Genomic DNA, 26,591 nt, shown 5'->3' on the forward strand with positions numbered 1-26,591 from the left:
TCAGGGCTGCAGCCAGCCGCCCAGCCGCTCCCAGCGCCGACGCCCGGTGTCCCAACCGTAGCAGAGGTACTCGTAGTCCGACGTCATCGGTGCCACGCAGGCGGCATCCATGGAGGAGCGTCGCTTGACCGTGTCTTGAACGCCTGCCGAGCGAAGGCGGGCGTTCAGCCGCTCGACGGCGGTCCATGACAGGCAGCGGGCACTCGGAAAGCGCGGCATCGTCCCCGCCACGCGCCCGGGTGCCGGCTTCTCATCCCACACCACCTGCGGCGCAGCACCCGGCGAGAAAACGGCATACATCAGCCGGCTTGCATCGGCCGTCACGAGCCCCAGCAAGGCCTGCGACTGCCCCGGCCGGTCGAACGAGCCGATGCAGGCGGCGACGACGTGGAGCCCGCCCGGCATGTCAGCCACGGCGGCCAACCACTGCTGGGCCTGCTGGCCGCCGACGGCAGCCCGCAGGTAGGCGCCCCCTGCGGCATGCACGGCGGCGAGCCGGTCCACCGTGATCGGCTGGGCCTGCTCGGCTGCCGGAAAGTCCTCCGCCGCGCGTGCCGCGGGCGCACTCAGCAGGCTGGCCCCCAGGACCCAGGGCAGTAGGCGACGGTCAAGGTTGTGCAGAGGCATTCAGCTCTCGGAATGGTTGTTGGCAAGCGTCCCGTTCCTCCTTAGCGTTTCGGTGCCGGGCTCCGTGCTGAGCCGGATTGCATCGCCACAGGCGTGCCTGCAGCAACTGCGGCTGCCCCGAATGGTGCCCCCGGGCGCGCCGGGGTCTGCTGCAGTGCTGCTGCTGAACTTGAACGGTCGCTCCGCTGTGGCTCACGCGGCCAGCAACTGCTCCAGCCGCTGCTCTTTCAGCCCGTAGAAGCGCTTGATCTCTGCGATCTGCGCCAGCAGCTCCGGCCGCCGTGCAGCCAGAGCCGCGGCGGCAGGCCCTTGCGCCTTGACCGCCAAGATCATCTTGTTCTTGCTGGTGTGCTCCAGCGCGATGAACTCGAACACCTGGGTGCGGTAGCCCTGGCTCTCCAGCAGCAGGGCGCGCAGCGAGTCGGTCACCATTTCGGCCTCCTGGCCGAGGTGGATGCCGTGCTGCAGCATGGGCCTGAGCACCTCGGGCAGCGTCATCTGCGGGCGCAGCTCCTTGTGGCAGCAGGGCGAGCTCATGATGATGCGCGCGCCGCTTTGCAGGCCCACGTGCAGGGCGTGGTCGGTGGCGATGTCGCAGGCATGCAGCGCGATCATCACGTCCAGCGGCTGCACGGCCTGGGTGCGCACGTCGCCCTGGTCGAATCGGATGCCCTGCAACTGCTCGCCTTCGATGACGGCGTTGCACAGCTTGACCATGTCGTCGCGCAGCTCGATGCCGGTCACCCGGGGTGCCAGGCCCCGGGCCTGCAGCCAGTCGTGCACGGCAATGGTCAGGTAGCCCTTGCCGGAGCCAAAGTCGGCCACTCGCACCGGGCCTTGCAAGCCGGCCTCCTCGACCGCAGAGGACAGGATCTCGACGAAGCGGTTGATCTGCTTCCACTTGCGCGCCATGGCCGGCACCAGGGCCGGCTCACCCTTGACGACGTGGGTCAGGCCGAGGGCCGACCACACCGGATGGGCCATCTCCAGCGGCCGGTGCTTGGCCTTGTCGTGCACCGCGGGCGCGGGCGCCTCGACGGCGTCGATGCGCGTCACGCGCAGCGTCTCCCGGCCCTTGCGGCTCACGGCGAACTGCACCTCTTCCGCCGAGGTATGCAGATGGGCATTGCGAAAGCGCGCGCCGAGCAGGCGGGCAACCTCGTCCAGGCCCGCCTCGGGCGCGTGGTTCTTGGTGATGTCCTTGGTCCGGTGGCGCCACAGAAACGTGAGCGCCGGCTCACCGCGCAGCTCAATCGCACGAACCGTCAACCGCTCCACGTCCTCGTCATCGCCCACCGGGCCCGACAACAGCAGCTTGCCGAACTGACCGCTGGCGAGGGCCAGGCGCACCAGATGCAGGAAGCGCTCGTGCGCAGGCGCCGTGGCGGCGGGGGGTGGGGTGATGAGGGCAGTGAACAACGGCGCGGCCATGGCGCCATTGTCAGTGACGGCGTCCGCCTCGCCTGCGCAAGGCGACCACCCCCAGGCCTGCCAGCCACAGCGCCAGGCTCTGCGGCTCCGGCACGGCGGCCGACACCTCCAGCGGGGCCCAGGAGCTGGACGACAGGCCGAGCGGCTCGTCGCTGACGGTGCCCGGCACCTGGTAGCTCGGCCAGCCCATGCTGTCGTAGCTGAAGTGGCGACCGCCTTCGGCGTCCTGGCTGACGCCGGTCATGTGCCAGACCCGCCCGGTGGCCAGCTCGAACTCCAGGCCCGCGCGGTCATCCAAGCCGAGGCTGAACGCGGCCACCGCACGGTTGCCGCTCCAGTGCAGCTCGAAGCCGGTGAGCTCATAGCCGTACAGCCAGCCATCGCCGTCCAGGTCGGCCCCGGCAAAGGTGCCGGTGATGCGGGCCTCGTCGGCAAACCCGGTCTGGCTGAACACGAAAGACTGCACGGGCGCCTCGGCCCGCGCCGGCTCGACCACGACCGCAGCCGCCAGGGCCAACAGCGCCGTGAGCGCAAAGAAGCGAGAGGTTGACATGACGGGACTCCATCCGTTGAAAAGAGTCGTCATGCTGCCGACCTGGCGCCGCAGGCACTTCGCCCAGGAGAGCCACTGCCCGTGAACAAGGGATGGCCCGATGGGGCCAGCCTCCGCGGCCTCAGCGCCCCGGCCAACCGAACTGCAGGCCCACGACCACCGCGTTGTAGACCGCGTGCACCAGCATCGGAGCCATCAAGCTGCGGCCACGCTCGTAGGCCGCCGCGGTGCACAGCCCCAGAAAGAACACAGGGATCATGGACACCGGTGGGTGCACGACCGCAAAGACCGCCGCGCTGGCAGCCGCCGAGGGCCACCAAGCGAAAGAGCGACGCAAGCCTGCAAAGATCAGGCCGCGGAAGATGAACTCCTCGAACACCGGCGCCGCCAGCACGCACAGCCAGGCTAGCCCGATGCGCAAGGCCGGCGCCACCGCAGCGCCGGCCTCGGGCATCAGCAACAGCTGCCTGAGGGCCAGCAGGTAGGCAGCCCCCAGCCCGGCCGCCGCCGCGCCCCACAGCAGGCCCTCCCGCACCGCGGCGCTGCGTTGCCCGGCCCTGCCGAGCAGCGAGGGCAGCGTCTTCACGCCGGCACGCCAGTACACCAGGCGCGCCAGGCCATAAGTCAGTGCGCCGGCCGCCACAAAGGACACCAGCACGCCGGCGCCGGGTCTGTCAGGCTGAAAGACTCGCCACAGGGCTGACAGCATCAGCTGCAGCACGAGGAAAGCCGTCGCGGCGATCAGGCCGTCCGCCACCGACGGCTGGGCCGGGGGCGAGGCCACGGGATCGAGCAGGAAGGGCAAGGCGTCGTTCGCCTTCTGCCACAGTGCCAGGGCGAGCAGGCCGACCAGCAGCAGGATGACGAGGGACTGCCACCACGCCGCCGCCCAGAGGCCATACCCATAGAAGCCGCTCAGCATCATGAACAGGTAGACGAAGCCCGGCCGCACGCGCGCGCTGCGCTCCTGCGCCAGCGGGTCGCTGGCAAACACCGCGAGCGAGACGGCGATCACCGAGAACAGCGGCACCCCGGCCAAAGCCAACAGGCCAAGTCCCAGGTAGCGCCAGCCCGCGCCGGGTGCCATATGCAGGGCGCCGGGCAGCAGCACACCGACCGGATAGGCCAGCGCAATCACGGCCCACAGGGCCGCCTTGTCGCGCAGCACGCTGCCCACACTGCGGGGGAAGGTGTAGAGCAGCCACAAGGCCGCGCCTTCAGTGTTGAGCGTCTGGAAGGCCGACAGCATCAGCATGTAGCTCGCCAGCCCGAAGGCGATGGATGCAATCAGTGCTGGCGGGCCGCTGAACAGCTGGCCGAGTGCCTGGGTGCCGCCATTGAGCACGATCTGGCTGCCGATGATCAGCACGGGCAGCAGCAGGGTCTGCACCAGGAAGTTGCGGTCGCGAGCGAGCAGCAGCAGTTCGCGACGCTGCACGGGCGAGCGCAAAGGCAGTTGCCAGCCGCCTCGGGCGCTGCGCGCGACGCCCGGCCCGCGGGTGCCGGCCTCGCGCGAGCCGCCCGACAGCAGCCCGTGGCGCAACTGCCGGTGCATCCAGGCCACGCCCGCCGCCAGCAAGAGCCCAGCCTGCGCCCAGGCGGCAAACAGCAGCACCAGGGCCTGCCATGGCGTACCGGCATACAGCGCCTGCACGACCAGGCCCGGTGGCGTCCACAGCAGCCAGCCCGGGCTTTCGCTGACCATCGACACCCCCAAGCTCGCCCCCTGCGAGCTCCCGACCGACAAGGCCAGGTACAAGCCCAACAGCCCCAGCACCGACATCAGGGCCTGCAGATTGCGCAGGCGTGCCGGCGCCAGGCGCAGGCGCAGGCCGATGTCCACCACCGACCTCAGCAGCGCCGCGAGCGCAAACAGGGGCAACGCAGCGGCCAACGCCATCAGGGGCACCAGCCAACCCGGCGACACCTGCTGCCAGGCCAGCACCAGCAGCAGGGGCAACAGGGACAACAGCGCGAACAGGCTGGTCACGCTGCGCTCCGCCAACCGTGCCCAGAGCAAGGTAGGCATGCGGATGGGCAGCGTGACCAGCCATTCCATGTCCCACTCCGGCCGTGCCAGCTCGCGGGTGCCGAGGTCATTGCAGACGGCGACAACCCACAGCAGCGCGATCAGGCCCGTGGTGGCACGCAACAGCACCGGCTCCACCGCCGTGCGCTCGAAGGTCTGGCGGAACTTCTCGCCCGCCTCGCTCACGCCATCCGCACCGCCCACCGCGTCGATCTGCGCTTGCACGACGAGCGTGTGATGCAGATTGCGCAGGCTCTGTTTCGCCATGACGCCGAACCCGAACAGCATCATGCCGCCCAGGAACAGCCCGGCCAGCAGGCCGACGCCCTTCTTGCGGCCTGTTCCTGTGCGCTGGGGTCTGTGCGCATCGCGCTTGCTCTTGGCACCGAAGGACAGGCGGCTCACGGCGCCGAACAAGTTGACCAATCGCAGCAGGCGCAGCCGCGTGAGCAGCCACAGCATCTGCCAGGCACTCGGCACCGGTCGCAGGGGCGTCACGGGCGCGGCTCCTGGGCGTCGCCCTCGGCAGCGCCGGCGCTCGTGATCTGCAGGAAGGCATCTTCCAGCGACGCATCCTGACCCGCGCCCGTCAGGCGCTGCTTCACCTCGGCCGGCGCGCCCAGCGCCGCCAGCTGGCCCTTGTGGAAGATGCCGATGCGGCTGCACAGGCGCTCAGCCATGTCCAGCAGGTGGGTGGAGACGAAGACGGTGCAGCCCCGCGCGGCCAGGTCACGCAGGCGCTCCTGCACATCGCGCGAGGCGCGCGGGTCCAGCCCGTTGATGGGTTCGTCCAGGATGAGCACCTCGGGCTCATGGATGAGGGCGCAGGCCAGGCCGAGCTTCTTCTTCATGCCCAGCGAGTAGTTGACCGCGTACTCCTGGGCCTCGTCGCGCAGCGCGAACTCGTCCAGCATGCGGTCGGCCCGCACGCCGGCCTCGCGGCGGCCGAAGCCGTGCATCTCGGCCACGAACTGCAGAATCTCGCGACCACGCAGAAAGTCGTAGAACACCGGCGTATCCGGCAGGTAGCCCACATGGCGCTGCACCTCGGCCCGCTCGCTGTGGCAGTCCAGCCCCGCGATCTGCACCCGGCCGCTGCTGGGCACGAGGATGCCCATCATCATGCGGATGGTGGTGGTCTTGCCCGCGCCGTTCGGGCCGAGGCAGCCGAACAGCTCGCCGCGCGCGACGCTGAAGTCCAGGCCCTTCACAGCCTCGAAGTTGCCGTAGCGCTTGCCCAGTTGCTGAAAATCGATCACGCCATCTCCTCCCGAGGCGCGCATCTTCGGCGACGCCCGGGCGGCATTCTGAGCGGGCCCCTGTGGCGCCGCCGCGTCAGGCGTGGGTGATGTAGCCCCGCGTCTCTGCCGTGTCCAGATGCGGCAAGGTGTTGAAGGTCACCAGGTGGTGGCGCTTGGGGTTGAAGGCGAACTCGGTGACGGCCGAGTTGCGGATGCGCAAGTTGAGTTCCACGAAGGTCTCGGCGGGTGCGCAGAGCACCTGGGCCACGGCGGTGGCGATGGGGCCGCCACTGGAGACAATGAGGACCTGGCGGCCCATGCCGACTTCGCGCACGCGGTCCAGCGCCTGGGCCACGCCCGCGGAGAACTCGGCGTGGGAGGGCATGCCCGCGGGCGCCGTTTCGCCCGCCATCCAGGCCAGCAGGCCCTGGCGCAGCAGGCGAAAGTGCTGCTTCACCGCCTCGGGGTCGCGCGGCGGCGCCAGCGGTTCGGGGTGGATGGCGCGCACGACGGCCTCGCTGTCGTATTCATTGAGACCCGGCAGCGCCACCGGTGCCAGCGCCTCGCCCAGGCCTTCGACGATGCCCGCCAGCGACTGCGCGTGGCGCTTGAGGGTGCCGGTGAAGACGGCGTCGAAGCGCTGGCCGCGCTCGCGCCAGTAGGCGCCGAGCAGCCGGCATTGCTCATGGCCACGGGGGCTGAGCTGGTCGTAGTCGGCCGCACCGAAGCTGGCCTGGCCGTGACGGACGAGGTAGAGGGTTCCCATGCCGCGCATCATGCGGGCCGCGAGCGGCCCCGGCTGTCGCGACAATGACGCCATGACCCTTCGCATCGCCACCCGCGCCGACACCGCCGAACTCTGGCGCGTTCGCTACGCCGTCACGGAGAACACCCTCACCCCTGGCCGCATCAGCGATGCCGAGCTGCACGCCTATCTGGAGGACTACGGCCGCGGCTGGGTGGTGGAGCTGGCACCGCACCCGGCGCTGCGCATCGCGGGCTTTGCGATCGGCGATGCGCGCAACGGCCACATCTGGGCGATGTTCGTGGACCCGGCCCTGCACGGCCAGGGCTACGGGCGCCAGCTGCACGATGTGATGGTGGACTGGCTCTTCGCGCAGGGCCACACGCGGCTGGACCTGGCCACCGAACCGAACTCCCGCGCCGAGGCCTTCTACCGCCGTGCCGGGTGGCAGCCCACGGGCGAAGGCCTGGACCGCTGGGGCGACCAGCCCTTTGAACTTCATCTGAACGACTGGCAACGCCATGCTTGAGACCCTCGTCTTCGACACCGGCCCCAATCCGGGCACCACCCTCATCGTGCTGCACGGCCTGGGCGCCGACGGGCATGACTTCGTGCCCATCTGCGAGGAGCTGGACCTGACCTCGCTCGGCGCGGTGCGCTTCATCTTTCCGCATGCGCCCGAGCGGCCGGTGACGATCAACGGCGGCTATGTGATGCGCGCCTGGTACGACATCCTCGGCACCGACCTCGTGCGCCGCGAGGACGAAGCCGGCCTGCGCGAATCGCAGGCGGCGATTGCCGCGCTGGTGGACGCCGAGCGCGCCCGCGGCGTAGCGGCCAACCGCATCGTGCTGATGGGCTTCTCGCAGGGCTGCGCCATGGCCCTGATGACGGCCCTGCGCTACCCCGAGCGCCTGGCGGGCGCGGTGGGCCTGTCGGGCTATCTGCCGCTGGCGGCCAGCACGGCGGCCGAACGGGCGCCAGCCAATGCCGACCTGCCGATCTTCATGGCCCACGGCACCCAGGATGGCGTGGTGGTGCCCGCCCGCGGCACGGCCAGCCGGGATGCGCTGCAGGCCCTCGGGCATGCGGTCGAGTGGCACGACTACCCGATGGCGCATTCGGTCTGCCTGGAGGAGATCCGCAACCTCAACGCCTGGCTGCTGAAGCAACTGGGCTGAGTTCACCTGCCTGTTCGGCTGGCCGCCGCACAGGCCGAGCGGGGAAGATGTAGTCGTCATGGAGCGTCTTGCTGAACAGATCGTCGCCTGGCACAACCGCCACCCCCTGGCGCGGCGCATTGCCGCGGGCGACGTGCATACCGTGGGCGTGGTGGCCCTGCCCTTCGTGCGCGCCTCGGCCGAGGCGGGCGGCCTGGTCGAGCCCGTCCTGACCGACGCCGTCACCTTCGACGAACTGGCCGCCGCGCCCCGGCCTTCGGCGGTGGCCGCGCTGTGGCATCGGCTGCAGGCCCTCACGCACCGGTTGAAGCTGCCCGGCCTGAAGCCGCGCACACAGTGGCGCGCCTTCAACGAGCGGTTCGTGCCGGGCCTGCGGCCGGCGCGCATCGAAGCCTTCGCTTTGGCCCACGGCTTTGCCGACCCGCCCGCCACCCCCGAAGCGCAGCCCTGGCGCGTGGTGGTCATCGACGAGGCGCTGGCCAGCCGGCACAGCGGTTGGCCCTTCGAGCTTTATCTGATGACGGCGGGCATCGACCACGGCAAGCAGCGCACGCGCGTGCTGGCCGGGCGCGGCATCCCGTCGGAGATCATCGGCCGGCGCTTGTGGGACCCGCGGCGCGTGGGCATCGCAGCCGCGCTGGCGCTGGTGCTGACCGCGGGCGCCGCGTGGCTCATGTGGCCTCGCTCGGTGAGCGAACCCGTGACGCCCCCGGCAGAAGCCGCCTCGACACCGGCAGCGCCTGCAGCCTCCGTAGCGGCACCCGCTGAATCGACCGCATCCGCCCCATCGGCTGCGTCGGCTGCGTCGGCATCGGAGGGTGCCGAGGCCACGTCTGCACCCGCCTCTGCGCCCGCCAGCACCGCAGCCTCGTCGCCCGCGACGGCCGCCAGCGAGCCCGACGCTGACGCGCCGCCGCCCGATATCCGCCCGCGGCTCGTGGAGCGCGCAGACGGCATCAAGCGCCCGCCGCTGCTGTCGAGCAAGCCGCGCGAGCCGGAAGGCAAGGTTGCGGAGAAGGTCACCGACAAGTCGCCCGACACCTCTTCGGACAAGGCGGGCGAGAAGCCCGCGGCGCGCGGTGAAGCCAAGACCGGCAAGTCGGAACCCGCGGACCCGCGCCTGACGCGCATGGCGCAGTCACCCGACAAGGTGGTGGTCGCTCTGGTGGGCCCGCCGGGCAGCAAGGCGGATGCTGAAGCCCTGCTCAAGAAGATGCAGGCCAGCCTGGCCGGGGTGCATGGCGACCCCGATACCTTGCAGGCCGACGTCATCCAGACGCCGGAAGGCTGGCGCGCGGCGGTTTGGCCCTTCCCGAGCCGTGAGCAGGCGCAGCTCATCAACGCGACGCTGGTGGCCCGTGGCTTCAAGACCAAGGCCGTGAACTTCTGAACGCTCAGGTGGCTGGCGCGCGGATGACGAAAGCGCGCTTGTCGCCGCTGGCAAAGCCGCAGCGCTCATAGAAGGCCCAGACGGCTGGGTCCTTGCGGCTGGTGGTCAGCACGACCTTGTAGCAGCCGCTCGCCCAGGCCTGGCCGAGGGCATGCTGGATCACCGCCTGGCCGTGGCCCCGGCCGCGGTGCGCAGCCTCGGTGACGACGTTCTCGATGACGCCGTAGCTGCGCCCGCCGCGCGTGAGGTTGGGGATGACGGCGAGGTTGCAGCTGGCAATCAGCCGGCCCTCGGCAAACCGCCCGAAATGCCGCAGGCCCGGATGGGCGAACACCGCCCGCACCGCCGCGGGCGACGGGGGCGGGTCGCCCGGGTTCAGGTGCTCGTACAGGGCCACCAAGGCTTCGGCGTCGCCGACGCCGAGATCGCGCAAGGTGGCCGCCGTGCTCACTTCACTTCCAGCTTCATCACGTGGGCGATGAAGGCCAGGATGTCGCTGCGCTCCTCGATGATCTTGGAGGTGGGCTTGCCCGCGCCGTGGCCGGCATTGGTCTCGATGCGGATCAGCTTGGGCGCAGCGCCGGTGTCGGCGGCCTGCAGCGTGGCGGCGTACTTGAAGCTGTGCGCGGGCACGACGCGGTCGTCGTGGTCACCCGTGGTGACGAGCACGGCCGGGTAGTTCACGCCACTCTTGATGTTGTGCAGCGGCGAGTAGGCCTGCAGGGCCTTGAACATCTCCGGGCTGTCCTTGCTGGTGCCGTAGTCGGTGGCCCAGGCCCAGCCGATGGTGAAGTTCTGGTAGCGCAGCATGTCCATCACGCCGACCTGCGGCACGGCCGCGGCGAAGAGGTCGGGGCGCTGGTTGGTGACCGCGCCGACCAGCAGGCCGCCGTTGCTGCCCCCGTTGATGGCCAGCGTGGCGGGGCTGGCCACCTTGTTGGCCACCAACCATTCGCCGGCCGCGATGAAGTCGTCAAAGACGTTCTGCTTCTTGAGCTTGGTGCCGGCCTCATGCCAGGCCGCGCCGTACTCGCCACCGCCGCGGATGGAAGCGATCACGTAGACACCGCCCATCTTCAGCCAGGTGGCCGCGGTGACGCCGTAGCCGGGCGTGATGGAGATGTCGAAGCCGCCGTAGCCGTAGAGCAGCGTGGGGTTCTTGCCATCGAGCTTGAGGCCCTTCTTGGCCGCGATGAAGATCGGGAAGCGCGTGCCGTCCTTGCTGGTGACGAATTCGCGGCGCGTCTCGTACTCGTCGCTGTTGAAGATGGTCTTGGGCTCCTTGAAGAGCGAAACCTTGCCCGTCTTCACGTCATAGCGGTAGATGGACGCGGGCGTGGTGAGGCTGGTGTAGCTGAAGAAGGTTTCGGCATCGGTCCAGCGGCCGCCAAAGCCACCGGCCGTGCCCACGCCGGGCAGCTTCACGTCGGTCAGCCGCTTGCCGTCGGCGGCGTGCACGCGCACGAGCGTGGCGGCATCCTGCAGATAGGTCAGCAGGAAGCGGCCACCCACGGCCGAGGCGCCGGTCATGGCGTCGGGGCCTTCAGCCACGAGCGTCTTCCAGCCGGCGGGTGCGGGCTTCTTCAGGTCGATGCTGATCAGCTTGCCACGGGGCGCGTCCTTGTCGGTCTTCACGATGAGCTTGCCGCCCACCACGGCCACGGGCGAGTACTGGGCGTCGAAGTCCAGCGTGATCGGCTGGGGCTTGCCGCCGGCAAAGCTGCCCTTGGGCAGGGGCAGCACCATCAGGCCGTTCTTGCGGCCGGCGCTCTTCCAGACGCTGATCAACAGCAGCTGGCCATCGTCGGACACCTCGGTGCCGAAGCCCCACTCCTTGTCCTCGCGGTTCTCGGCCACCAGCACGTCCTCGGACTGTGGCGTGCCCAGGCGGTGGTAGTAGAGCTTCTGGTAGTAGTTGGCGCCCTTGAGAGCCTCGCCTTCCTTGGGCGCGTCGTAGCGGGCGTAGAAGAAGCCGCGGCCGTCAGCCGTCCAGCTGGCGCTGCTGAACTTGACCCATTCGATCTTGTCGGCGAGGTCCTGGCCGGTGGCCAGGTCGCGCACCTTCCAGGTCTGCCAGTCAGAGCCGGCACCGGCCACGCCGTAGGCCAGCAGCTTGCCGTCGCGCGAGGGCACCACGCCGCTGAGCGCGACGGTGCCGTCCTTGCTCATCGCGTTGGGGTCCAGGGCCACCTGGGGCTCGTCCTTCAGCGTCTTGGCCGTGTAGAGCACGCTTTGCTGCTGCAGACCATCGTTGCGGCTCCAGAAGTAGCGGCCGCCTTCCCGGAAGGGGATGCTGAAGCGCTCGAAGTTGTAGAGCTCGGTGTAGATGCGCCGGGTGGGCAGGCGCTGCGGCATGGCCGCCAGGAACTTGTCGGTGACTTCGTTCTGCTGCACGACCCAGGCCTTGGTCTCGGCGCTGTTGTCGTCTTCCAGCCAGCGGTACGGGTCGGCGACCGTGGTGCCGTGGTAGGTGTCGACCTGGTCGACCTTGCGCGTCACGGGGTAGCTGAGACCCTGGGCCTGGGCGCTTGTGGCGACGACGGCAGCGAGGGTCAGGGCAGACAGGGAGAGCTTCATCGAGCGATGTCCTGGGGTAATGACAATGCAAAGGATTGTCATCGCGCGCTGCTGCCGCGCCGATGGTCACGCAGGGTTTTACCCAGCAGCGCCCGCGGAACCGGCTTTGCCGGGCCGCGTGGTGCGCCCCTTGAGGGGCCGGCGAAGCCGGTAGGGGTGGGCTAACTCCGATAGTCGGCGTTGATGCTGACGTAGTCGTGGCTCAGGTCGCAGGTCCACACGGTGGCGCGGGCGTTGCCGCGGTTCAGGCCGATGCGGATGGTGATCTCGGCCTGCTTCATCACGCGCTGGCCATCTTCCTCGCGGTAGGCCGGCAGCCGCCCACCCTGGCGCACGACGGCCACGTCGTCCAGGTCGAGGTCGATCAGGCCCTGGTCGAGGTCGCCAATGCCGGCGTAACCCACCGCCGCCAGGATGCGGCCGAGGTTGGGGTCGCTCGCGAAGAAGGCCGTCTTGACCAGCGGCGAGTGGGCGATGGCGTAGGCCGCCAGCTTGCACTCCGCCTCGTCTCGACCACCTTCCACGGTGATGGTGATGAACTTGGTGGCCCCCTCGCCATCGCGCACGATGGCCTGGGCAAGTTCCTGGGCCAGCGCCGTGAGCGCCGCAAGCAGGGCCTGGGCATCGGCGCTGTCCAGCGACATGATCTCGGCGTGCGCGGCGCGGCGGCTCGCGATCAGCATGAAGCAGTCGTTGGTGGAGGTGTCGCCGTCGATGGTGATGCGGTTGAAGGACGCATCGGCCGCGGCCTTGACCAGTGGCTGCAGCAGGGCCGGCGCAATGTTGGCGTCCGTGGCGATGAAGCCCAGCATCGTGGCCATGTTGGGGCGGATCATGCCCGCGCCCTTGGAGATGCCGGTCAGCGTGACCGGCACGCCGCCAAGCGTGATGCGCCGCGAGGCGGCCTTGGGCAGGGTGTCGGTGGTCATGATGCCGGCCGCGGCCTCGGCCCAGCCATCGTCCCGCAGGGCCGACAGCGCGCCGGGCAGGCCGGCGGTGATACGGTCCACCGGCAGCGTTTCCATGATGACGCCGGTCGAGAAGGGCAGGATCTGCGTGGGCTCGCAGCCCATCAGCCCGGCCAGGGCCTCGCAGGTGGCGCGGGCCCGGGCCAGGCCATCGGCGCCAGTGCCGGCGTTGGCATTGCCGGTGTTGATGAGCAGCGCGCGCACGGCAGCCCCGGCGGCCAGATGCTCGCGGCACAGCTGCACCGGCGCGGCGCAAAAACGGTTGGTGGTGAACACGCCGGCCACCGCGGCGCCCTCGTCGAGCGCGATGACCGTGAGGTCGCGGCGGTTGGCCTTGCGCACGCCCGCCATCGTCACGCCGAGGCGCACGCCCGGCACGGGCAAGAGGGTGGCGGGATCAGGGGCGGTGAGGTTGACGGGCATGGCGCGCTCAGCAGAGTCAGGGAAAGCGCGCGGATTGTAGGAAGCCACGGCCGGCCCGGCCCCAAAAAGCACAAGGGCTCCCGAAGGAGCCCCTGTCTTGACGCGCGTCCGACCTCAGCGCGGCAGGCGGCGGCGGGCGTTGAAGGCCACGATGCCCAGGCCGGCCAGCAGCATGGCGTAGGTCTGCGGCTCCGGCACCTGCACGACGGTGTTGGGCACGTCGAGCTTGGTCGCTGTGATCAGGTCCTGGTAGGTGCTGTTGGTCAGCTTGTAGATGGCGTAGGTGCTGGTGCCGGTGAAGGCCGTGGCGCTGGCCAGGAAGCTGTTGGCCAGGGTCACCACGCTGTCGGCGCCCGCCACGCGGAAGCTGCCCGTGCCGGCGTCGTAGAGACCGCCGGTCTGCTGCGTCAGTTCCCACACGGCAACCTGGAAGGCGGCCTGCTCGGTGTTGCCCCAGGTGGCGCTGGTCTTGTAGGAGGTGGTGTACAGGGCGGCCAGCAGGCTGCCCGTCTCGCCGGTGAACTCGGACTTGCTGTAGGTGGCGGTCAGCTTGGTGTTGGACTGCAGCGGCTCGATGCAGAACGCGGCGAAGCTGTCGCGCGCACCGCCGGTGAGCACTTCGCTGTAGCTCAGCTCGGTGGCCAGGCCACCGAAGACTTTGGTGTTGCCGTCAAAGGCGTTCAGCTGCACGCCGGTCTTGGCGGCATTGCCGTTCCAGGCGAGGCTCACGTCGGTCGCGGCCAGGGCGGACGGGCCGATCGACATCAGGGCCAGGGCGGCGGCAGCGGGAAGGAGGCGGGTGTTCATTCGGGTTCTCCGGGGGCGGGGCTCAGGCCTTGCGGCGACGCGACGCCACCAGGGCGCCCAGGACGGCCACGGCAGCCAGTGCGCCGGCATCCGGCTCCGGCAGCTCAACGGTGGCGGTGAAGCCCTGCTCGATCTTGTCGCCCCAGGCGGTGCCGGTCACATCCAGCACCCATTGGCCGGCGCTCAGCTGCTGCGTGCTGAAGCTCCACTGCTCCAGGCCCACGCGGATGAGGTTCCAGTCCACAGCCAGCGTTTCGGTCCAGCTCAGGCTCTGGCCGCTGGTCAGGTTGCGCAGGGCCACGGTCTGGATGTCGATGGAGGGCGCATCGCCTTCCACGGTGATCAGGGAGCCGGTGACCCAGGTGTCGGTGTCCAGCGTGAAGGCGGACTTGGTGACCGAGAAGTTCTCGCCGTCGCCGGTGAAATCGATGTACGAGATATCGGACACCTTCACGGTGGCGGCAATGGCAGCTGAGGTCAGGCTCAGCGCTGCGGCAGCGATCAGGGCTTTGATGCGAGACATTCTGGGATTCCTATCGGGCTTACCCGAAATCTGAGGGGTCTGACTGCACTCTAGGGGGGACGGCATCCCCCGAGCACCCCCCATGCATGTGGCCCCGGGCCCGGGATGTGTGCAAACGCACGTTCTTCCCCCCAGATGGGTGGGGTCTGCCCGGGGGGCTGCAATGAAAACGGGCCGGCAAGACCGGCCCGTCATCGGGTGAAACGCCGCCGCGGATCAGGCGAGCTTGCCGTGGCAGGCCTTGAACTTCTTGCCGCTGCCGCAGGGGCAGGGGTCGTTGCGGCCGACGTGCCCGTACTGCTGCAGCAGCGTGGCGGGGTCGACCTCCTGGCTGACCGAGCCGTCTTCATTGGGATGCTGGTAAGTCACGTTGGACACCGCCTCGGCGCGGCGCTCCATGGCCTCGGCAGCCTCGTTGGCCTCTTCCTGCGACTGGATGCGCACGTTCAACAGCGTGCGGGTGACTTCCATCTTCACCAGGTCGAGCAGCTGCGAGAACAGCTCGAAGGCCTCGCGCTTGTATTCCTGCTTGGGGTTCTTCTGGGCGTAGCCACGCAGATGGATGCCCTGGCGCAGGTAGTCCAGCGCCGCGAGGTGCTCGCGCCAGCGCTGGTCGATGCTTTGCAGCAGCACCATGCGCATGAAGGGGTTGAACTGCTCGATGCCGACGCGGTCGAGCTTGCTCTGGAAGAGCTCGTCACCGGCCTTGATCACGGCGGCGAGGATGTCCTCGTCGGTGATGGAGTCGCTCTTCTTGACCAGCTCGGTCAGGGACAGCGAAATCTGCCATTCGCTCTGCAGCACCTGCTCCAGGCCGGCCAGGTCCCATTGTTCTTCGACGCTTTCAGCCGGCACATAGGTGCGCACCACATCGGTCAGCGTGGATTCACGCAGCGAGCCGATCTGGGCGACCAGGCTCTCGGCCTCGAGGATGTCGTTGCGCTGCTGGTAGATGACCTTGCGCTGGTCGTTGGAGACGTCGTCGTACTCGAGCAGCTGCTTGCGGATGTCGAAGTTGCGAGCCTCGACCTTGCGCTGGGCGCCTTCGATGCTGCGCGTGACGATGCCGGCTTCGATGGCCTCGCCCTCAGGCATCTTGAGCCGGTCCATGATGGCGCGCACCCGCTCACCGGCGAAGATGCGCATCAGCTGGTCGTCCAGCGACAGGTAGAAGCGGCTGGAGCCCGGGTCACCCTGGCGGCCGGCCCGGCCGCGCAGCTGGTTGTCGATGCGGCGGCTCTCGTGGCGCTCGGTCGCGATGATGCGCAGGCCGCCTTCGGCGCGCACCTTGTCGTGCAGGCCCTGCCACTCGTCCTTGAGCTGCTGGATGCGCGCGGCCTTTTCGGCCTCGGGGATGGACTCGTCGGCCTCGATGAACTGGATCTGCTTCTCGACGTTGCCGCCCAGCACGATGTCGGTGCCGCGACCGGCCATGTTGGTCGCGATGGTGATCACGCCAGGGCGGCCGGCCTGGGCCACGATCTGCGCCTCCTTCTCGTGCTGCTTGGCGTTGAGCACGCTGTGCGGCAGCTTGGCCTGCGTGAGCAGCTTGGAGATGAGCTCGGAGTTTTCGATGGAAGTCGTGCCCACCAGCACCGGCTGGCCGCGCTCGTGGCAGGCGCGGATGTCCTCGATGACGGCCGCGTACTTTTCCTGGTCGGTCTTGTAGACGAGGTCGAGCTCGTCCTTGCGGATGGTCGGCCGGTTGGGCGGGATGACGACGGTTTCCAGGCCGTAGATCTCCTGGAACTCGTAGGCCTCGGTGTCGGCCGTGCCGGTCATGCCCGACAGCTTGCCGTACATGCGGAAGTAGTTCTGGAAGGTGATCGAGGCCAGCGTCTGGTTCTCGGCCTGGATCTGCACGCCTTCCTTGGCCTCGACGGCCTGGTGCAGGCCATCGCTCCAGCGGCGACCGGCCATCAGGCGGCCGGTGAATTCGTCGACGATGATGACTTCGCCGTTCTGCACCACGTAGTGCTGGTCGCGGTGATAGACGTGGTGGGCCCGCAGCGCTGCATTCAGGTGATGCATCAGCGTGATGTTGGCCGCGTCGTAGAGGCTGGCCCCTTCCGGGATGAGGCCGGCCTGGGCCAGCAGCCGCTCGGCGACCTCATGGCCGTCTTCGGTCAGGTGGATCTGGTGCGACTTCTCGTCGACCGTGAAGTCACCCGGCTCGATGACGCCCTCACCCGTGCGCGGATCGAGCTCGCCGATCTGCTTCTTGAGCTGGGGCACGACGGCGTTGATGCGCAGGTAGACGTCGGTGTGATCGTCAGCCTGACCCGAGATGATCAGCGGGGTGCGGGCCTCGTCGATCAGGATGGAGTCGACCTCGTCGACGATGGCGTAGGCCAGGCCCCGCTGCACGCGATCGGCGGTCTCGTAGACCATGTTGTCGCGCAGGTAGTCGAAGCCGTACTCGTTGTTGGTGCCGTAGGTCACATCAGCCGCGTAGGCCGCCTGCTTCTCCTCGCGGGGCATCTGCGGCAGGTTGATGCCGACCGAGAGGCCCAGGAAGTTGTAGAGCTTGCCCATCCACTCGGCGTCGCGGCGCGCGAGGTAGTCGTTGACCGTCACGACGTGCACGCCCTTGCCGGTCAGGGCATTGAGGTAGACGGGCAGCGTGGCCATCAGCGTCTTGCCTTCACCGGTGCGCATCTCGGCGACCTTGCCGGCATTGAGCACCATGCCGCCGATCAGCTGCACATCGAAGTGGCGCATCTTCAGGGCGCGCTTGCTGCCTTCACGGCAGACGGCGAAGGCCTCGGGCAGGATGTCGTCCACCGTCGCGCCACCGGCGATGCGCTGCTTGAACTCGGCTGTCTGCGCACGCAGTTCGTCGTCGGTCAGCGCCTCGTACTTCGGCTCCAGCGCGTTGATCTGCTGCACGATGCGGCGGTACTGCTTGAGCAGACGCTCGTTGCGGCTACCGAAAATCGAAGTGAGAAGCTTGGGCAACATGCTGCGAAGGATGGGTGCTGCGCCGGCACCGGCCAAAAGGGCCCGGTCGCCTGGGACGCGAAACTGAAGGCGCGAATCTGGGGACGCGGCAAGGCATTGCAAGAAGGACTTGCCCGGTCGCGCAAAGCGGCGCAGTTTAGCAGCGCGCCTCTGCGGGCCAGGGGTGGGGCGGCGAGCTGACTACACTGCCGCCATGTCGTCCGCGCCCCGCTATCTGCCGCCCAAAGTGCCGCGTGCCAGCATCCCGGCGCCTACGCCGGTGGCGCAAGCCCTGAGGGAACACGCGAGCCTGGCGCGGCTGGGCGAGCGGCTCGAGGATTCGCGACGGCGCCTTCGCCTCATCGCGCCAGCACTGCCCGGGAACCTTGCAGCCAGCCTTCAGGCCGGCCCGCTGGACGAGGACGGCTGGAGTCTCTTGGCTGCCAATGCCGCGGTCGCTGCCAAGCTGCGCCAGTTGCTGCCGCGCCTGGAGGCGTTGCTGGCCCAGCAGGGGCTGCCGGGCCGCATCCGCGTCAAGCTGCTTCAGAAATGACAAGACCCCAGCGCCGCGAGGCGATGGGGTCTTGAACTGGTGCCGGCTATCGGATTCGAACTGATGACCTACCGCTTACAAGGCGGTTGCTCTACCAACTGAGCTAAGCCGGCGAAAGAAGACCGCGATTCTAGACGCTCACTTCACCCGTTTGAGCGAAGGCCGCGGCGAACCGCCCGGGGATTCTGGCGGCGGCGTGTCATCGCCCTCGCCTTCGCCCGCCTCGGGAGACTCGGTCGCCAGGCGCAGGCCGCTGCGCCGCGGGGCTTCCTGGGGCGCGGGGCTGGGCAGGGGCGCGCCTTCAGCCAGAGGCTCCGGTGCCGGGAAGGCCATGCCCTGCCCGTTCTCACGGGCGTAGATGGCGACCACATGGTCCACCGGCACGATGATCTCGCGCGCAACGCCGCCGAAGCGTGCCTTGAACTGGATGAAGTCGTTGCCCAGGTCCAGGCCGCTGGTGGCATCGAAACCGATGTTCAGCACGATCTCGTTGTTGGACACGTACTCCATCGGCACCTGCACCGAGCGGTCGACATGCACCGCGATGTAGGGCGTGAAGCCGTTGTCCGTGCACCAGTCGTGCAGCGCGCGGATCAGGTACGGGCGGGTGGACGTGCCACCCGCTGCACCCTCTTGGCCTTGCGATTTGTCCATGTACTACAGCCCTCTGGCCAACAACCCACTCAAAACCCAGCGACTGCCGCGGATCTGGCTCCGCCAGGCCGCCGGCAGTGCCCCCCTTGAGGGGGCGCGCGAAGCGCGTACGGGGTGGGCCCTTTATCTGCGCATGACCTTTTCAGAGGGCGTCAGCGCCTCGATGTACGCCGGGCGGCTGAAGATGCGCTCGGCGTACTTCAGCAGCGGCAGCGCGTTCTTGGACATGTCGATACCGTAGTAGTCCAGACGCCACAGCAGCGGAGCGATGGCCACGTCGAGCATCGAGAAGTCGTCGCCCAGCATGTACTTGTTCTTCAGGAAGATCGGGGCGAGCTGGGTCAGGCGGTCGCGGATCTGGGCGCGGGCCTTTTCGAGCTGCTTGTCGGTCGCCTTGGTCGTGGCGCCGCGGCCTTCGAGCACGTTCACGTGGGCGAACAGCTCCTTCTCGAAGTTCAGCAGGAACAGGCGGACGCGGGCGCGCGCCACCGGGTCGCCGGGCATCAACTGCGGATGCGGAAAGCGCTCGTCGATGTACTCGTTGATGATGTGCGACTCGTACAGGATGAGGTCGCGCTCCACCAGGATGGGCACCTCGTTGTACGGGTTCATCAGCGCGATGTCTTCGGGCTTGGCGAACAGGTCGACGTCACGGATTTCGAAGTCCATGCCTTTCTCGAACAGCACGAAGCGGCAGCGGTGCGAGTAGGGGTCGGTGGTACCGGAGTAGAGGACCATCATGGCTTGGGCTCCCGAGGGGTCAGTCAATCAAAAACGCGCGCTGGCCGAGGCCGCGCTGAAAAAGCAAACGCAGTGGGTCGCTCGACGCTCCCCACTGCGTGGTTCGACACCGCTTGTGGCGGCGTCGGGACTTGCGGGCTTACTTCACGTCCTTCCAGTACGAGGCATTCAGGCGCCACGCAAAGACGGTCAGGAAGAGCAGGAAGATCAACACGATCACGCCGAGCTGGAAACGCTGGGCCTGGGCGGGCTCGCCCATCCACTGCAGGTAGGCAACCAGGTCGGCCACCGCGTCGTCGTACTGGCGCTCGGTCAGCTTGCCGGGGGTGAGTTGCTCGTAGCCGGCGAAGACGTGGGTCTTCTTCTCGTGGTCGTGCGGGTCGGCCACCTCGTCGAACTTGGCGGCGCGCTGGCCCTGCAGCTCCCACAGCACGTGCGGCATGCCGACGTTCGGGAAGGCGAGGTTGTTCCAGCCCGTGGCCTTGCTCTCGTCGCGGTAGAACGTCCGCATGTAGGTGTAGAGGTAGTCAGCCCCCGAACCCTTGCTGCCGTCGGCACGCGAGCGGGCGATGACGGTGAGGTCAGGCGGGTTGGCGCCGAACCAGGCCTTGGCATCCTTGGGATCGATGCTGGCCTTCATGGTCTCACCGACCTTTTCACCGGCGAACAGCAGGTTGTTCTTGATGTCCGCCTCGGACAGGCCGATGTCGCGCAGGCGGTTGTAGCGCATGTAGGCCGCGGAGTGGCAGTTCAGGCAATAGTTGACGAACAGCTTGGCGCCATGTTGCAGCGCGGCCATGTCCGACATCTTCTCCTTGGGGAACTTGTCCCACTCCATGCCGCCGCCGGAGGCGTGGGCGGCACCAGCCAGGCTCAGCGAGGCCAGCAGGATGGCGATCAGCTTTTTCATTTGTGTTGTTGCTCCGCGGCTCAGTGGGCGTGGAAGGTCACACGGTCGGGCACGGCCTTGGGCGTACCCAGGCGGCTCCACCACGGCATCAGCAGGAAGAAGCCGAAGTAGAACAGCGTGCCGGCCTGGGCCACCAGGGTGCCCATGTCGCTCGGCGGCTGGATGCCGAGGTAGCCCAGCCACAGGAAGAAGACCACGAAGACGGCGTACACGTACTTGTGCCAGCTCGGGCGGTAGCGGATCGACTTGACCGGGCTGTGGTCCAGCCAGGGCAGGAAGAACAGGATGACGACGGCGCCACCCATCACGACCACGCCCCAGAACTTCGCATCGAAGACCTTGAGCAGGAAGATCAGCACCGCGGCACCCACCAGCAGCGCCAGCTTGGCCGCGCCGCCGAACTTGCCCTTCAGGAAGCTCACGACGGCCGCCACGCCGATGACGCCACACAGCACGTTGACCATCACGTCGGTGGTGGCGCGCAGCATCGAATAGAACGGCGTGAAGTACCAGACCGGCGCGATGTGGGCCGGCGTCTTGAGCGGGTCGGCCGGGATGAAGTTGTTGTACTCCAGGAAGTAGCCACCCAGCTCAGGCGCGAAGAAGATGATCGACGTGAAGGCGATCAGGAACAGGCAGACACCGTAGATGTCGTGCACCGTGTAGAAGGGGTGGAAGGGCACGGCATCCAGCGGACGACCTTGTGCATCCTTCGGGCCCTTCTTGACTTCCACGCCGTCGGGGTTGTTGGAGCCGACGTCATGCAGGGCCAGCAGGTGGGCCACCACCAGGCCGAGCAGCACCAGCGGCACGGCGATGACGTGGAAGCTGAAGAAGCGGTTCAGCGTGGCGTCGCCCACCACGTAGTCGCCGCGGATCATCAGGGCCAGGTCGTTACCGACGAAGGGCACGGCGGCGAACAGGTTCACGATCACCTGAGCGCCCCAGTAGGACATCTGGCCCCAGGGCAGCAGATAGCCCATGAAGGCTTCGGCCATCAGGCACAGGAAGATCGCGCAGCCGAAGATCCAGACGAGTTCGCGGGGTTTGCGGTAGCTGCCGTAGATCAGGCCGCGGAACATGTGCAGGTACACCACGACAAAGAACGCCGAGGCGCCGGTGCTGTGCATGTAGCGGATCAGCCAGCCCCAGGGCACGTCGCGCATGATGTACTCGACCGACGCAAAGGCCAGGGCCGCGTCGGGCTTGTAGTGCATCACCAGGAAGATGCCGGTGACGATCTGGATCACCAGCACCAGCAGGGCCAGCGAGCCGAAGATGTACCACCAGTTGAAGTTCTTGGGCGCGTAGTACTCGGCCATGTGGACCTTGTAGGCGTCGAACGCGGTCGGGAACCGGTTCTCCAGCCAGGTCATGGTCTTCACGCCGACCGAGGCGCCTGCGGGCGCTTCCTTGAATTCAGCCATGTCTCGTCCCGTGGTTTCTCGTTAAGCCTTCTTGTCCTCGCCGATCAGCAGCTTGCTGTCGGACAGGTACATGTGGGGGGGCACTTCGAGGTTGTCGGGCGCCGGCTTGTTCTTGAAGACCCGGCCGGCCATGTCGAAGGTGGAGCCATGGCAGGGGCACAGGAAGCCACCGTTCCAGTCGTCCGGCAGCGAAGGCTGCGGGCCGGCGGCGAACTTGTCACTGGGCGAGCAGCCCAGGTGCGAGCAGATGCCCACGACGACGAGGTATTCGGGCTTGATCGAGCGCGCTTCGTTCTTGGCGTACTCGGGGATGGGGTAGGCCTTGCGATCGGAGTTCGGGTCGGCCAGCTGGCTGTCGTTCTTCTTGAGGGCCTCGACCTGCTCGGGCGTGCGGCGCACGATCCAGACCGGCTTGCCACGCCATTCGACGGTGAGCTTCTCGCCAGGCTTGATGCCGGAGATGTCGACCTCGACGGGGGCGCCCGCGGCCTTGGCGCGCTCACTGGGCGCGAAGGTGCTGACGAAGGGCACGGCGGTCGCGACGCCACCGACGGCGCCGGCGCAGCCGGTTGCAATCAACCAGGTGCGTTTGCCTTGGTCCACTTGCTGGTCACTCATGAGGGTCCTCTAAAGAGACTTCTGATCAGGGGCAACTCGGGATTCTAGCGGACGCGCATCGCCCCCTTTGGCCGGGACAACCGAGTCGGACCACAGGTTTACCCGCTTTCGGGGGCCGCACGCTTGGCGCCAACATAATCCGCGGCTTTTCCATCCACCGCCACAACCACGCCCACAGGAGCGCGCATGAGTTTCTTTTCCGAGTTCAAGGAGTTCGCCGTCAAGGGCAATGTCGTCGACCTGGCGGTCGGTGTGATCATCGGCGGCGCCTTCGGCAAGATCGTGGACTCGCTGGTGGGCGACGTCATCATGCCGGTGGTCAGCAAGATCTTCGGCGGGCTCGACTTCAGCAACTACTTCATTCCGCTGGCGGGCCAGACGGCCACCACGCTGGCCGACGCCAAGAAACAGGGCGTGGTGCTCGCCTACGGCAGCTTCATCACGGTGTCCCTGAACTTCATCATCCTGGCGTTCGTGATCTTTCTCATGATCAAGCAGATCAACCGCCTCAAGCGCGCCCCCGAGGCCGCGCCCGCGCCGGCCGAGCCGCCGCCGACCCCGGAAGACATCCAATTGCTGCGCGAAATCCGGGATTCGCTCAAGCGCTAAGCTCTCGCCCCACCCCGCCGCCCGGTAAGGATTGGTTACCGGGCTTTTTTTTGTCACGGAGTTGGCGACCCGCGGAAAACCCGCACCTGTTGCAAGCGCGATACTTTCGCCGCTGCTCGAGCCCCATTCTTGATGAACGCGCCTGAGATACGCCTGAATCCTCACCTCGAAGCCTCGCTCACCCGCATCCGACTCGCGGGCGAGCAGGCGGCTGAGCGCTGCGCGGAAGGTCTGGGGCTGTCGGCGCTGTCGGCCGGGCAGATCAAGCGGCGCGATGCGCTGCTGGCGGCGCAGTTTGTCTTCCGGCAGCAGCAGGCGGTGTTCTCGCAACGTTTTGTGCAGAGCCTGCGCCGCCAGGTGGCCGCCGAGCAGGCCGAGACCAAGCCGACCGCCGCCCCCACCGGCAAGAAGGACTGGGGTGAGCTCTCCCTCATGGATGACGACCAGGTCAACAACCTGGTCGCCGCAGACCGCATCGGCCTGGCCATCGGCCACCACTGCGAGTGGGAGCTGCGGGAAGTGGAGTCCTACGTCGCCAGCATCCAGGTCGGCGAGCGCAACCCGCTGCGGCCCGAATTGGTGGCGCAAGGGCTGCTGGATGCCATCCAAAGCATCACCGACGACCCGCAGACCCGGCAGACCCTGACCGATGAACTGACCCGCGCCCTGGCCCAGGAGATGCGGGCCTGCTACGGCGACATCGCCGAGCTGCTGCGCTCGCGGGGCCTGCGCCCGCAGGACCTGCGGGTGCGCGCAACACCCGATGCCGGCCTGTCCCGCCACGGTGGCCTGGGCAACACGCAGCACGGCGATTTCGATTCCAGCCACGCGCCGCTGTCGACCCGCGGCGGTCCCTACGGCGGCAGTGGCCCCGGCGGCCTGGGCGGCTCCAGCCATGGCGGGCTCGGCCAGCGCGGCGGCTATGGCGCAGGCTCTGGCGGCCCCGGCGGCTACGGCGGGCGCGGCGGTGGTGGCGGCGGCCTGGGCCGTGTCGACCCGCAGATGATGGATCTGCTGCGCCGCCTGGCGCAGGCGCCGATGCCGGCCGATCTCGGCGGCTACGACACCGGCAATTCCGGCCGCATGGGCCTGGACACCCTGAGTGGCGAGCCCAGCGCCTGGGGGCAGCTGCCGCTGCCGACCAACGTCATCCAGCAGCACCGAGACGAACTGCGCCAGCTGGCCACCGGGCGGCTGGACCACATGGTCATCGATGTGGTCAGCAGCCTGTTCGACCAGATCCTGTCCGACCCCAAGGTACCGCCGCAAATGGCGCGCCTGCTGGCCCGGCTGCAGTTGCCGGTGCTGCGTGTCGCGCTGGGGGACGAAACCTTCTTCTCGTCGCGCCGCCACCCGGTGCGCCAGTTCGTCAACCGCATGGCGTCCCTCGCCTGCGCCTTCGACGACTTCAGCGACGACCCCGGCCGCTCCTTCCTGTCGCATGTGCGCGACCTCGTGCAGGACGTGGCCCAGGGCGACTTCGACCGCATGGACGTCTACACGGCCAAGCTGGACGCCCTGGAAGCCTTCATCGCCGAGCAGACCCGCAACACGCTGAAGGCCGCGGGTGATGCCGCCGCGGTGGTGGAGCGGCGCGAGACCGACCTGCGCCTGCAACAGCGCTACGCCCTGCAACTGCAGCAGCAGCTGGCCAAGGTGCCGATGCAGGATTTCCTGCGCAACTTCCTGGCGCAGGTCTGGAGCCAGGCCATCGTGCTGGCCTCCCGTGAAGGCGCGCCGGAGCGTGCGCTGCGCCTGCGCCAGCTCGGCCGTGCGCTGGTGATGAGCGTGCAGCCCAAGGGTGGCACGGCGGCGCGGGCCGACTTCCTGCGCGAGCTGCCCAACCTGATGCGCACCCTCAACGAGGGGCTGGACCTGATCCGCTGGCCGGACGCGCCGCGCAAGGACTTCTTCGGCGCCCTGCTGCCCGCGCATGCCGAGTCGCTGAAAGGCCAGGCCCCGAGCGCGCTCGATACCAATCTGCTGATCAAGCAGCTGGACCAGATCTTCGGCGCTGCCCCGCCGGTGGAAGCCGACCTGGCCAAACCCATCGCGGGCGAGACGGCGCCTGGCGATCTCGATGCCAGCCAGCGCCTGACCCCGGCCGAGGCCAAGAGCCTCGGCCTCGTGGAGGAGTCCACCGTCGATTGGAACGGCGAGCTCGACCTGGACCTGTCCGGCAACGATGCCGTCGCCGCCGCCGAGCCGATCCAGGCGGTCGACATCTCGATCGACGGCCTGCCGCCTGCCGAAAGCGCCCCCGAGCCCGCCAGCGGCGCGGTGCTGATGGACAACATGGAGCTGGGCTTCGCCTACCAGATGCACACCGGCGAGCACTGGCAGAAGGTGCGCCTGGCCCATGTGAGCGCGGGCCGCAGCTTCTTCATCTTCACCCACGGCAATCGCCACCAGGAAACCGTGACGATGACCGCCCGCATGCTGCGCAAGCTGTGCGAGACGGGCCGCATGCGCGCCTACGAACGCGCCCACCTGATCGAACGCGCCACCGCACGCGCCCGCGCCCAGCTCGCGGCGCTGGGCGGCACGTCACGCTAACGCGCCGCGTCGGCGGTCAGCCGTCGCGCCATCGCGAGTGCCGCTGCCAGGCTGGCCGGGTCGGCCACGCCTCGGCCGGCGATGTCGAAAGCCGTGCCGTGGTCGGGGCTGGTGCGCACGAAGGGCAGCCCCAGCGTCACGTTCACGCCCTGCTCCACGCCGAGGTACTTCACCGGAATGAGGCCGTGGTCGTGCACCATCGCCACCACCACGTCGAACTCGCCACGGCGGGCGCGCATGAAGATGGTGTCGGGCGCAAACGGGCCGCTGGCCTCGATGCCTGCGGCACGTGCGTCCGCAATGGCAGGCGCGATGTGCACGATCTCCTCATCACCGAACAGGCCGCCCTCGCCCGCGTGCGGGTTCAGACCGGCCACCGCGATGCGCGGCGTGGCAAAGCCCATGCGGCGCAGCGCGGCGTGGGTGATGACCAGCGTCTCCCGCACGGCCTCGCGCGTGACACGCTCGATGGCCTGGCGCAGCGAGCAGTGGATGGTGACCAGCACCGTGCGCAGCTCCTCGTTAGCCAGCATCATGCGCACCGGCGCGCCGCCGGCCAGGGCCTGCAGCATCTCGGTATGCCCGGGGTAAGGCGACCCGGCGGCATGCAGCGCCTCCTTGTGAATGGGCGCCGTGACCAGGGCCCGCGCCGCGCCGGCCTGCACCTGGGCAACGGCAGCCTCGATGCACCGCGCAGCGGCAGCCCCGGCGCGCGCATCGATCTGGCCGACCGGCGCCTCGACGAGATCCGCCGGCAGCCCCTCAGGCGCCCACACAGGCAGGCAATGGGGCGGCACGCGAGGCCGCTCCGACAGGTCAGTCAGCGTGGCGACCGCCAGGCCCCCGCCCACCACCCGAAGCGCCCGCCTCATGACGGCGGCATCGCCAACGACCACCGCGTCTTGCACGGCGCCCTGCTGCCACAGCCGCGCGATGATCTCCGGGCCGATGCCACAGGCATCACCCATGCTGATGGCCAGGGGCACGGCGCGCGGTTCGCCTAGGGAGTTTTCCGAGGTCATGCCTCATTCTTTCATCACCCCGCAGGCGCACTGGCAGACTGCCGGCCGGCTGACCCCGCCTCATCC

Annotated in this window: 24 protein-coding genes and 1 tRNA gene; 6 read left to right on the forward strand and 19 right to left on the reverse strand. The window is 68.4% G+C overall.

Translation table 11 applies throughout. The annotated features are described in order from the left end of the window. The 6 genes from CDO81_RS28265 to CDO81_RS24610 all read right to left on the reverse strand — a co-directional run bounded on the left by CDO81_RS28265 (position 1) and on the right by CDO81_RS24610 (position 6,647). The gene (locus CDO81_RS28265; protein ID WP_158218419.1) at positions 1–627 is read right to left on the reverse strand and encodes a hypothetical protein; all 627 of its coding nucleotides are present in this window, start codon (positions 625–627) and stop codon (positions 1–3) included. Positions 628–819: 192 nt separating this feature from the next. After that, positions 820–2,058 carry a class I SAM-dependent methyltransferase gene (locus CDO81_RS24590; RefSeq protein ID WP_088485899.1) on the reverse strand — a complete coding sequence of 413 codons (1,239 nt, stop codon included), beginning with the start codon at positions 2,056–2,058 and terminating at the stop codon, positions 820–822. 10 nt (positions 2,059–2,068) lie between these two features. After that, positions 2,069–2,611: a PEP-CTERM sorting domain-containing protein gene (locus CDO81_RS24595; protein WP_088485900.1), complete on the reverse strand. Its 543-nt coding sequence runs from the start codon at positions 2,609–2,611 to the stop codon at positions 2,069–2,071. A gap of 121 nt (positions 2,612–2,732) precedes the next feature. Then, complete coding sequence (locus CDO81_RS24600; protein WP_088485901.1) at positions 2,733–5,138, reverse strand: type II CAAX endopeptidase family protein; 2,406 nt, start codon at positions 5,136–5,138, stop codon at positions 2,733–2,735. Next, a complete protein-coding gene (locus CDO81_RS24605; RefSeq protein ID WP_088485954.1) occupies positions 5,135–5,899 on the reverse strand; it encodes an ABC transporter ATP-binding protein in 765 nt (254 codons plus the stop codon). The genes CDO81_RS24600 and CDO81_RS24605 overlap by 4 nt, the downstream gene beginning before the upstream one ends. A 76-nt stretch (positions 5,900–5,975) precedes the next feature. Continuing rightward, positions 5,976–6,647 carry a histidine phosphatase family protein gene (locus tag CDO81_RS24610; RefSeq protein ID WP_088485902.1) on the reverse strand — a complete coding sequence of 224 codons (672 nt, stop codon included), beginning with the start codon at positions 6,645–6,647 and terminating at the stop codon, positions 5,976–5,978. Between the two features lie 52 nt (positions 6,648–6,699). Between CDO81_RS24610 and CDO81_RS24615 the strand changes: the two genes are divergently transcribed. From CDO81_RS24615 to CDO81_RS24625, 3 genes are read left to right on the forward strand one after another with little or no spacing between them, the layout of a single operon-like run. Beyond that, complete coding sequence (locus CDO81_RS24615) at positions 6,700–7,155, forward strand: GNAT family N-acetyltransferase (RefSeq protein WP_158218420.1); 456 nt, start codon at positions 6,700–6,702, stop codon at positions 7,153–7,155. After that, on the forward strand, positions 7,148–7,807 hold the full coding sequence (locus CDO81_RS24620; RefSeq protein ID WP_088485904.1) for an alpha/beta hydrolase: 660 nt from the start codon (positions 7,148–7,150) through the stop codon (positions 7,805–7,807). The genes CDO81_RS24615 and CDO81_RS24620 overlap by 8 nt, the downstream gene beginning before the upstream one ends. A gap of 58 nt (positions 7,808–7,865) precedes the next feature. Continuing rightward, positions 7,866–9,197, forward strand: a complete 1,332-nt coding sequence (locus tag CDO81_RS24625; RefSeq protein WP_088485905.1) for a hypothetical protein — start codon at positions 7,866–7,868, stop codon at positions 9,195–9,197. 4 nt (positions 9,198–9,201) lie between these two features. On the opposite strand, the gene CDO81_RS24630 is transcribed toward CDO81_RS24625, so the two are convergent. The 6 genes from CDO81_RS24630 to secA form a co-directional block, all read right to left on the reverse strand. Continuing rightward, on the reverse strand, positions 9,202–9,648 hold the full coding sequence (locus tag CDO81_RS24630) for a GNAT family N-acetyltransferase (protein ID WP_241517139.1): 447 nt from the start codon (positions 9,646–9,648) through the stop codon (positions 9,202–9,204). Further along, positions 9,645–11,774: a prolyl oligopeptidase family serine peptidase gene (locus CDO81_RS24635; RefSeq protein WP_088485906.1), complete on the reverse strand. Its 2,130-nt coding sequence runs from the start codon at positions 11,772–11,774 to the stop codon at positions 9,645–9,647. Before CDO81_RS24635 ends, CDO81_RS24630 begins: the two co-directional genes overlap by 4 nt. Positions 11,775–11,935: 161 nt before the next feature. Next, positions 11,936–13,165 carry a bifunctional glutamate N-acetyltransferase/amino-acid acetyltransferase ArgJ gene (gene argJ, locus CDO81_RS24640; protein ID WP_088485907.1) on the reverse strand — a complete coding sequence of 410 codons (1,230 nt, stop codon included), beginning with the start codon at positions 13,163–13,165 and terminating at the stop codon, positions 11,936–11,938. A gap of 114 nt (positions 13,166–13,279) precedes the next feature. Beyond that, positions 13,280–13,972 carry a PEP-CTERM sorting domain-containing protein gene (locus CDO81_RS28965; protein ID WP_144397398.1) on the reverse strand — a complete coding sequence of 231 codons (693 nt, stop codon included), beginning with the start codon at positions 13,970–13,972 and terminating at the stop codon, positions 13,280–13,282. Between the two features lie 22 nt (positions 13,973–13,994). Continuing rightward, a complete protein-coding gene (locus tag CDO81_RS24650) occupies positions 13,995–14,495 on the reverse strand; it encodes a hypothetical protein (protein ID WP_088485909.1) in 501 nt (166 codons plus the stop codon). 216 nt (positions 14,496–14,711) lie between these two features. Then, positions 14,712–17,456, reverse strand: a complete 2,745-nt coding sequence (secA, locus tag CDO81_RS24655; RefSeq protein WP_088485910.1) for a preprotein translocase subunit SecA — start codon at positions 17,454–17,456, stop codon at positions 14,712–14,714. A gap of 193 nt (positions 17,457–17,649) precedes the next feature. On the opposite strand from secA, the gene CDO81_RS24660 reads away from it, so the two are divergent. After that, positions 17,650–17,988, forward strand: a complete 339-nt coding sequence (locus tag CDO81_RS24660; RefSeq protein WP_241517140.1) for a hypothetical protein — start codon at positions 17,650–17,652, stop codon at positions 17,986–17,988. 37 nt (positions 17,989–18,025) lie between these two features. On the opposite strand, the gene CDO81_RS24665 is transcribed toward CDO81_RS24660, so the two are convergent. From CDO81_RS24665 to petA, 6 genes are all read right to left on the reverse strand, one after another. Continuing rightward, a tRNA-Thr gene (locus tag CDO81_RS24665) sits at positions 18,026–18,101 on the reverse strand. Positions 18,102–18,126: 25 nt separating this feature from the next. Then, the gene (locus CDO81_RS24670; protein WP_088485911.1) at positions 18,127–18,642 is read right to left on the reverse strand and encodes a ClpXP protease specificity-enhancing factor; all 516 of its coding nucleotides are present in this window, start codon (positions 18,640–18,642) and stop codon (positions 18,127–18,129) included. Positions 18,643–18,765: 123 nt separating this feature from the next. Continuing rightward, positions 18,766–19,383 (reverse strand): glutathione S-transferase N-terminal domain-containing protein, encoded by a 618-nt coding sequence (locus CDO81_RS24675; protein WP_088485912.1) that lies wholly within the window; start codon positions 19,381–19,383, stop codon positions 18,766–18,768. Between the two features lie 139 nt (positions 19,384–19,522). Then, positions 19,523–20,293 (reverse strand): cytochrome c1, encoded by a 771-nt coding sequence (locus CDO81_RS24680; RefSeq protein ID WP_088485913.1) that lies wholly within the window; start codon positions 20,291–20,293, stop codon positions 19,523–19,525. Between the two features lie 20 nt (positions 20,294–20,313). Next, positions 20,314–21,720, reverse strand: coding sequence for a cytochrome b (locus CDO81_RS24685; protein WP_088485914.1), 1,407 nt, complete (start codon positions 21,718–21,720; stop codon positions 20,314–20,316). Between the two features lie 21 nt (positions 21,721–21,741). Then, positions 21,742–22,338, reverse strand: a complete 597-nt coding sequence (gene petA, locus CDO81_RS24690) for a ubiquinol-cytochrome c reductase iron-sulfur subunit (RefSeq protein WP_088485915.1) — start codon at positions 22,336–22,338, stop codon at positions 21,742–21,744. 186 nt (positions 22,339–22,524) lie between these two features. Between petA and mscL the strand changes: the two genes are divergently transcribed. Beyond that, positions 22,525–22,947, forward strand: a complete 423-nt coding sequence (gene mscL, locus CDO81_RS24695) for a large conductance mechanosensitive channel protein MscL (RefSeq protein ID WP_088485916.1) — start codon at positions 22,525–22,527, stop codon at positions 22,945–22,947. A 132-nt stretch (positions 22,948–23,079) separates the two neighbouring features. Then, on the forward strand, positions 23,080–25,503 hold the full coding sequence (locus CDO81_RS24700; RefSeq protein ID WP_088485917.1) for a DUF1631 family protein: 2,424 nt from the start codon (positions 23,080–23,082) through the stop codon (positions 25,501–25,503). On the opposite strand, the gene pdxA is transcribed toward CDO81_RS24700, so the two are convergent. Further along, positions 25,500–26,525, reverse strand: a complete 1,026-nt coding sequence (gene pdxA, locus CDO81_RS24705; protein WP_241517142.1) for a 4-hydroxythreonine-4-phosphate dehydrogenase PdxA — start codon at positions 26,523–26,525, stop codon at positions 25,500–25,502. The two genes, CDO81_RS24700 and pdxA, sit on opposite strands and share 4 nt — an antisense overlap. Between the last annotated feature and the right edge of the window lie 66 nt (positions 26,526–26,591).

Source organism: Roseateles puraquae (genome assembly GCF_002205845.1).
In the GTDB taxonomy this organism is placed as follows: Bacteria; Pseudomonadota; Gammaproteobacteria; order Burkholderiales; family Burkholderiaceae_C; genus Pelomonas; species Pelomonas puraquae.

What these genes read in the sequence shown, in the direction of transcription:
- CDO81_RS28265 (WP_158218419.1), bottom strand. Translation starts at nt 627, where the DNA reads ATGCCTCTGCACAACCTTGACCGTCGCCTACTGCCCTGGGTCCTGGGG.
- CDO81_RS24590 (WP_088485899.1), bottom strand. Translation starts at nt 2,058, where the DNA reads ATGGCCGCGCCGTTGTTCACTGCCCTCATCACCCCACCCCCCGCCGCC.
- CDO81_RS24595 (WP_088485900.1), bottom strand. Translation starts at nt 2,611, where the DNA reads ATGTCAACCTCTCGCTTCTTTGCGCTCACGGCGCTGTTGGCCCTGGCG.
- CDO81_RS24610 (WP_088485902.1), bottom strand. Translation starts at nt 6,647, where the DNA reads ATGGGAACCCTCTACCTCGTCCGTCACGGCCAGGCCAGCTTCGGTGCG.
- CDO81_RS24615 (WP_158218420.1), top strand. Translation starts at nt 6,700, where the DNA reads ATGACCCTTCGCATCGCCACCCGCGCCGACACCGCCGAACTCTGGCGC.
- CDO81_RS24620 (WP_088485904.1), top strand. Translation starts at nt 7,148, where the DNA reads ATGCTTGAGACCCTCGTCTTCGACACCGGCCCCAATCCGGGCACCACC.
- CDO81_RS24625 (WP_088485905.1), top strand. Translation starts at nt 7,866, where the DNA reads ATGGAGCGTCTTGCTGAACAGATCGTCGCCTGGCACAACCGCCACCCC.
- CDO81_RS24635 (WP_088485906.1), bottom strand. Translation starts at nt 11,774, where the DNA reads ATGAAGCTCTCCCTGTCTGCCCTGACCCTCGCTGCCGTCGTCGCCACA.
- argJ (WP_088485907.1), bottom strand. Translation starts at nt 13,165, where the DNA reads ATGCCCGTCAACCTCACCGCCCCTGATCCCGCCACCCTCTTGCCCGTG.
- CDO81_RS28965 (WP_144397398.1), bottom strand. Translation starts at nt 13,972, where the DNA reads ATGAACACCCGCCTCCTTCCCGCTGCCGCCGCCCTGGCCCTGATGTCG.
- CDO81_RS24650 (WP_088485909.1), bottom strand. Translation starts at nt 14,495, where the DNA reads ATGTCTCGCATCAAAGCCCTGATCGCTGCCGCAGCGCTGAGCCTGACC.
- secA (WP_088485910.1), bottom strand. Translation starts at nt 17,456, where the DNA reads ATGTTGCCCAAGCTTCTCACTTCGATTTTCGGTAGCCGCAACGAGCGT.
- CDO81_RS24660 (WP_241517140.1), top strand. Translation starts at nt 17,650, where the DNA reads ATGTCGTCCGCGCCCCGCTATCTGCCGCCCAAAGTGCCGCGTGCCAGC.
- CDO81_RS24670 (WP_088485911.1), bottom strand. Translation starts at nt 18,642, where the DNA reads ATGGACAAATCGCAAGGCCAAGAGGGTGCAGCGGGTGGCACGTCCACC.
- CDO81_RS24675 (WP_088485912.1), bottom strand. Translation starts at nt 19,383, where the DNA reads ATGATGGTCCTCTACTCCGGTACCACCGACCCCTACTCGCACCGCTGC.
- CDO81_RS24680 (WP_088485913.1), bottom strand. Translation starts at nt 20,293, where the DNA reads ATGAAAAAGCTGATCGCCATCCTGCTGGCCTCGCTGAGCCTGGCTGGT.
- CDO81_RS24685 (WP_088485914.1), bottom strand. Translation starts at nt 21,720, where the DNA reads ATGGCTGAATTCAAGGAAGCGCCCGCAGGCGCCTCGGTCGGCGTGAAG.
- petA (WP_088485915.1), bottom strand. Translation starts at nt 22,338, where the DNA reads ATGAGTGACCAGCAAGTGGACCAAGGCAAACGCACCTGGTTGATTGCA.
- mscL (WP_088485916.1), top strand. Translation starts at nt 22,525, where the DNA reads ATGAGTTTCTTTTCCGAGTTCAAGGAGTTCGCCGTCAAGGGCAATGTC.
- CDO81_RS24700 (WP_088485917.1), top strand. Translation starts at nt 23,080, where the DNA reads ATGAACGCGCCTGAGATACGCCTGAATCCTCACCTCGAAGCCTCGCTC.
- pdxA (WP_241517142.1), bottom strand. Translation starts at nt 26,525, where the DNA reads ATGACCTCGGAAAACTCCCTAGGCGAACCGCGCGCCGTGCCCCTGGCC.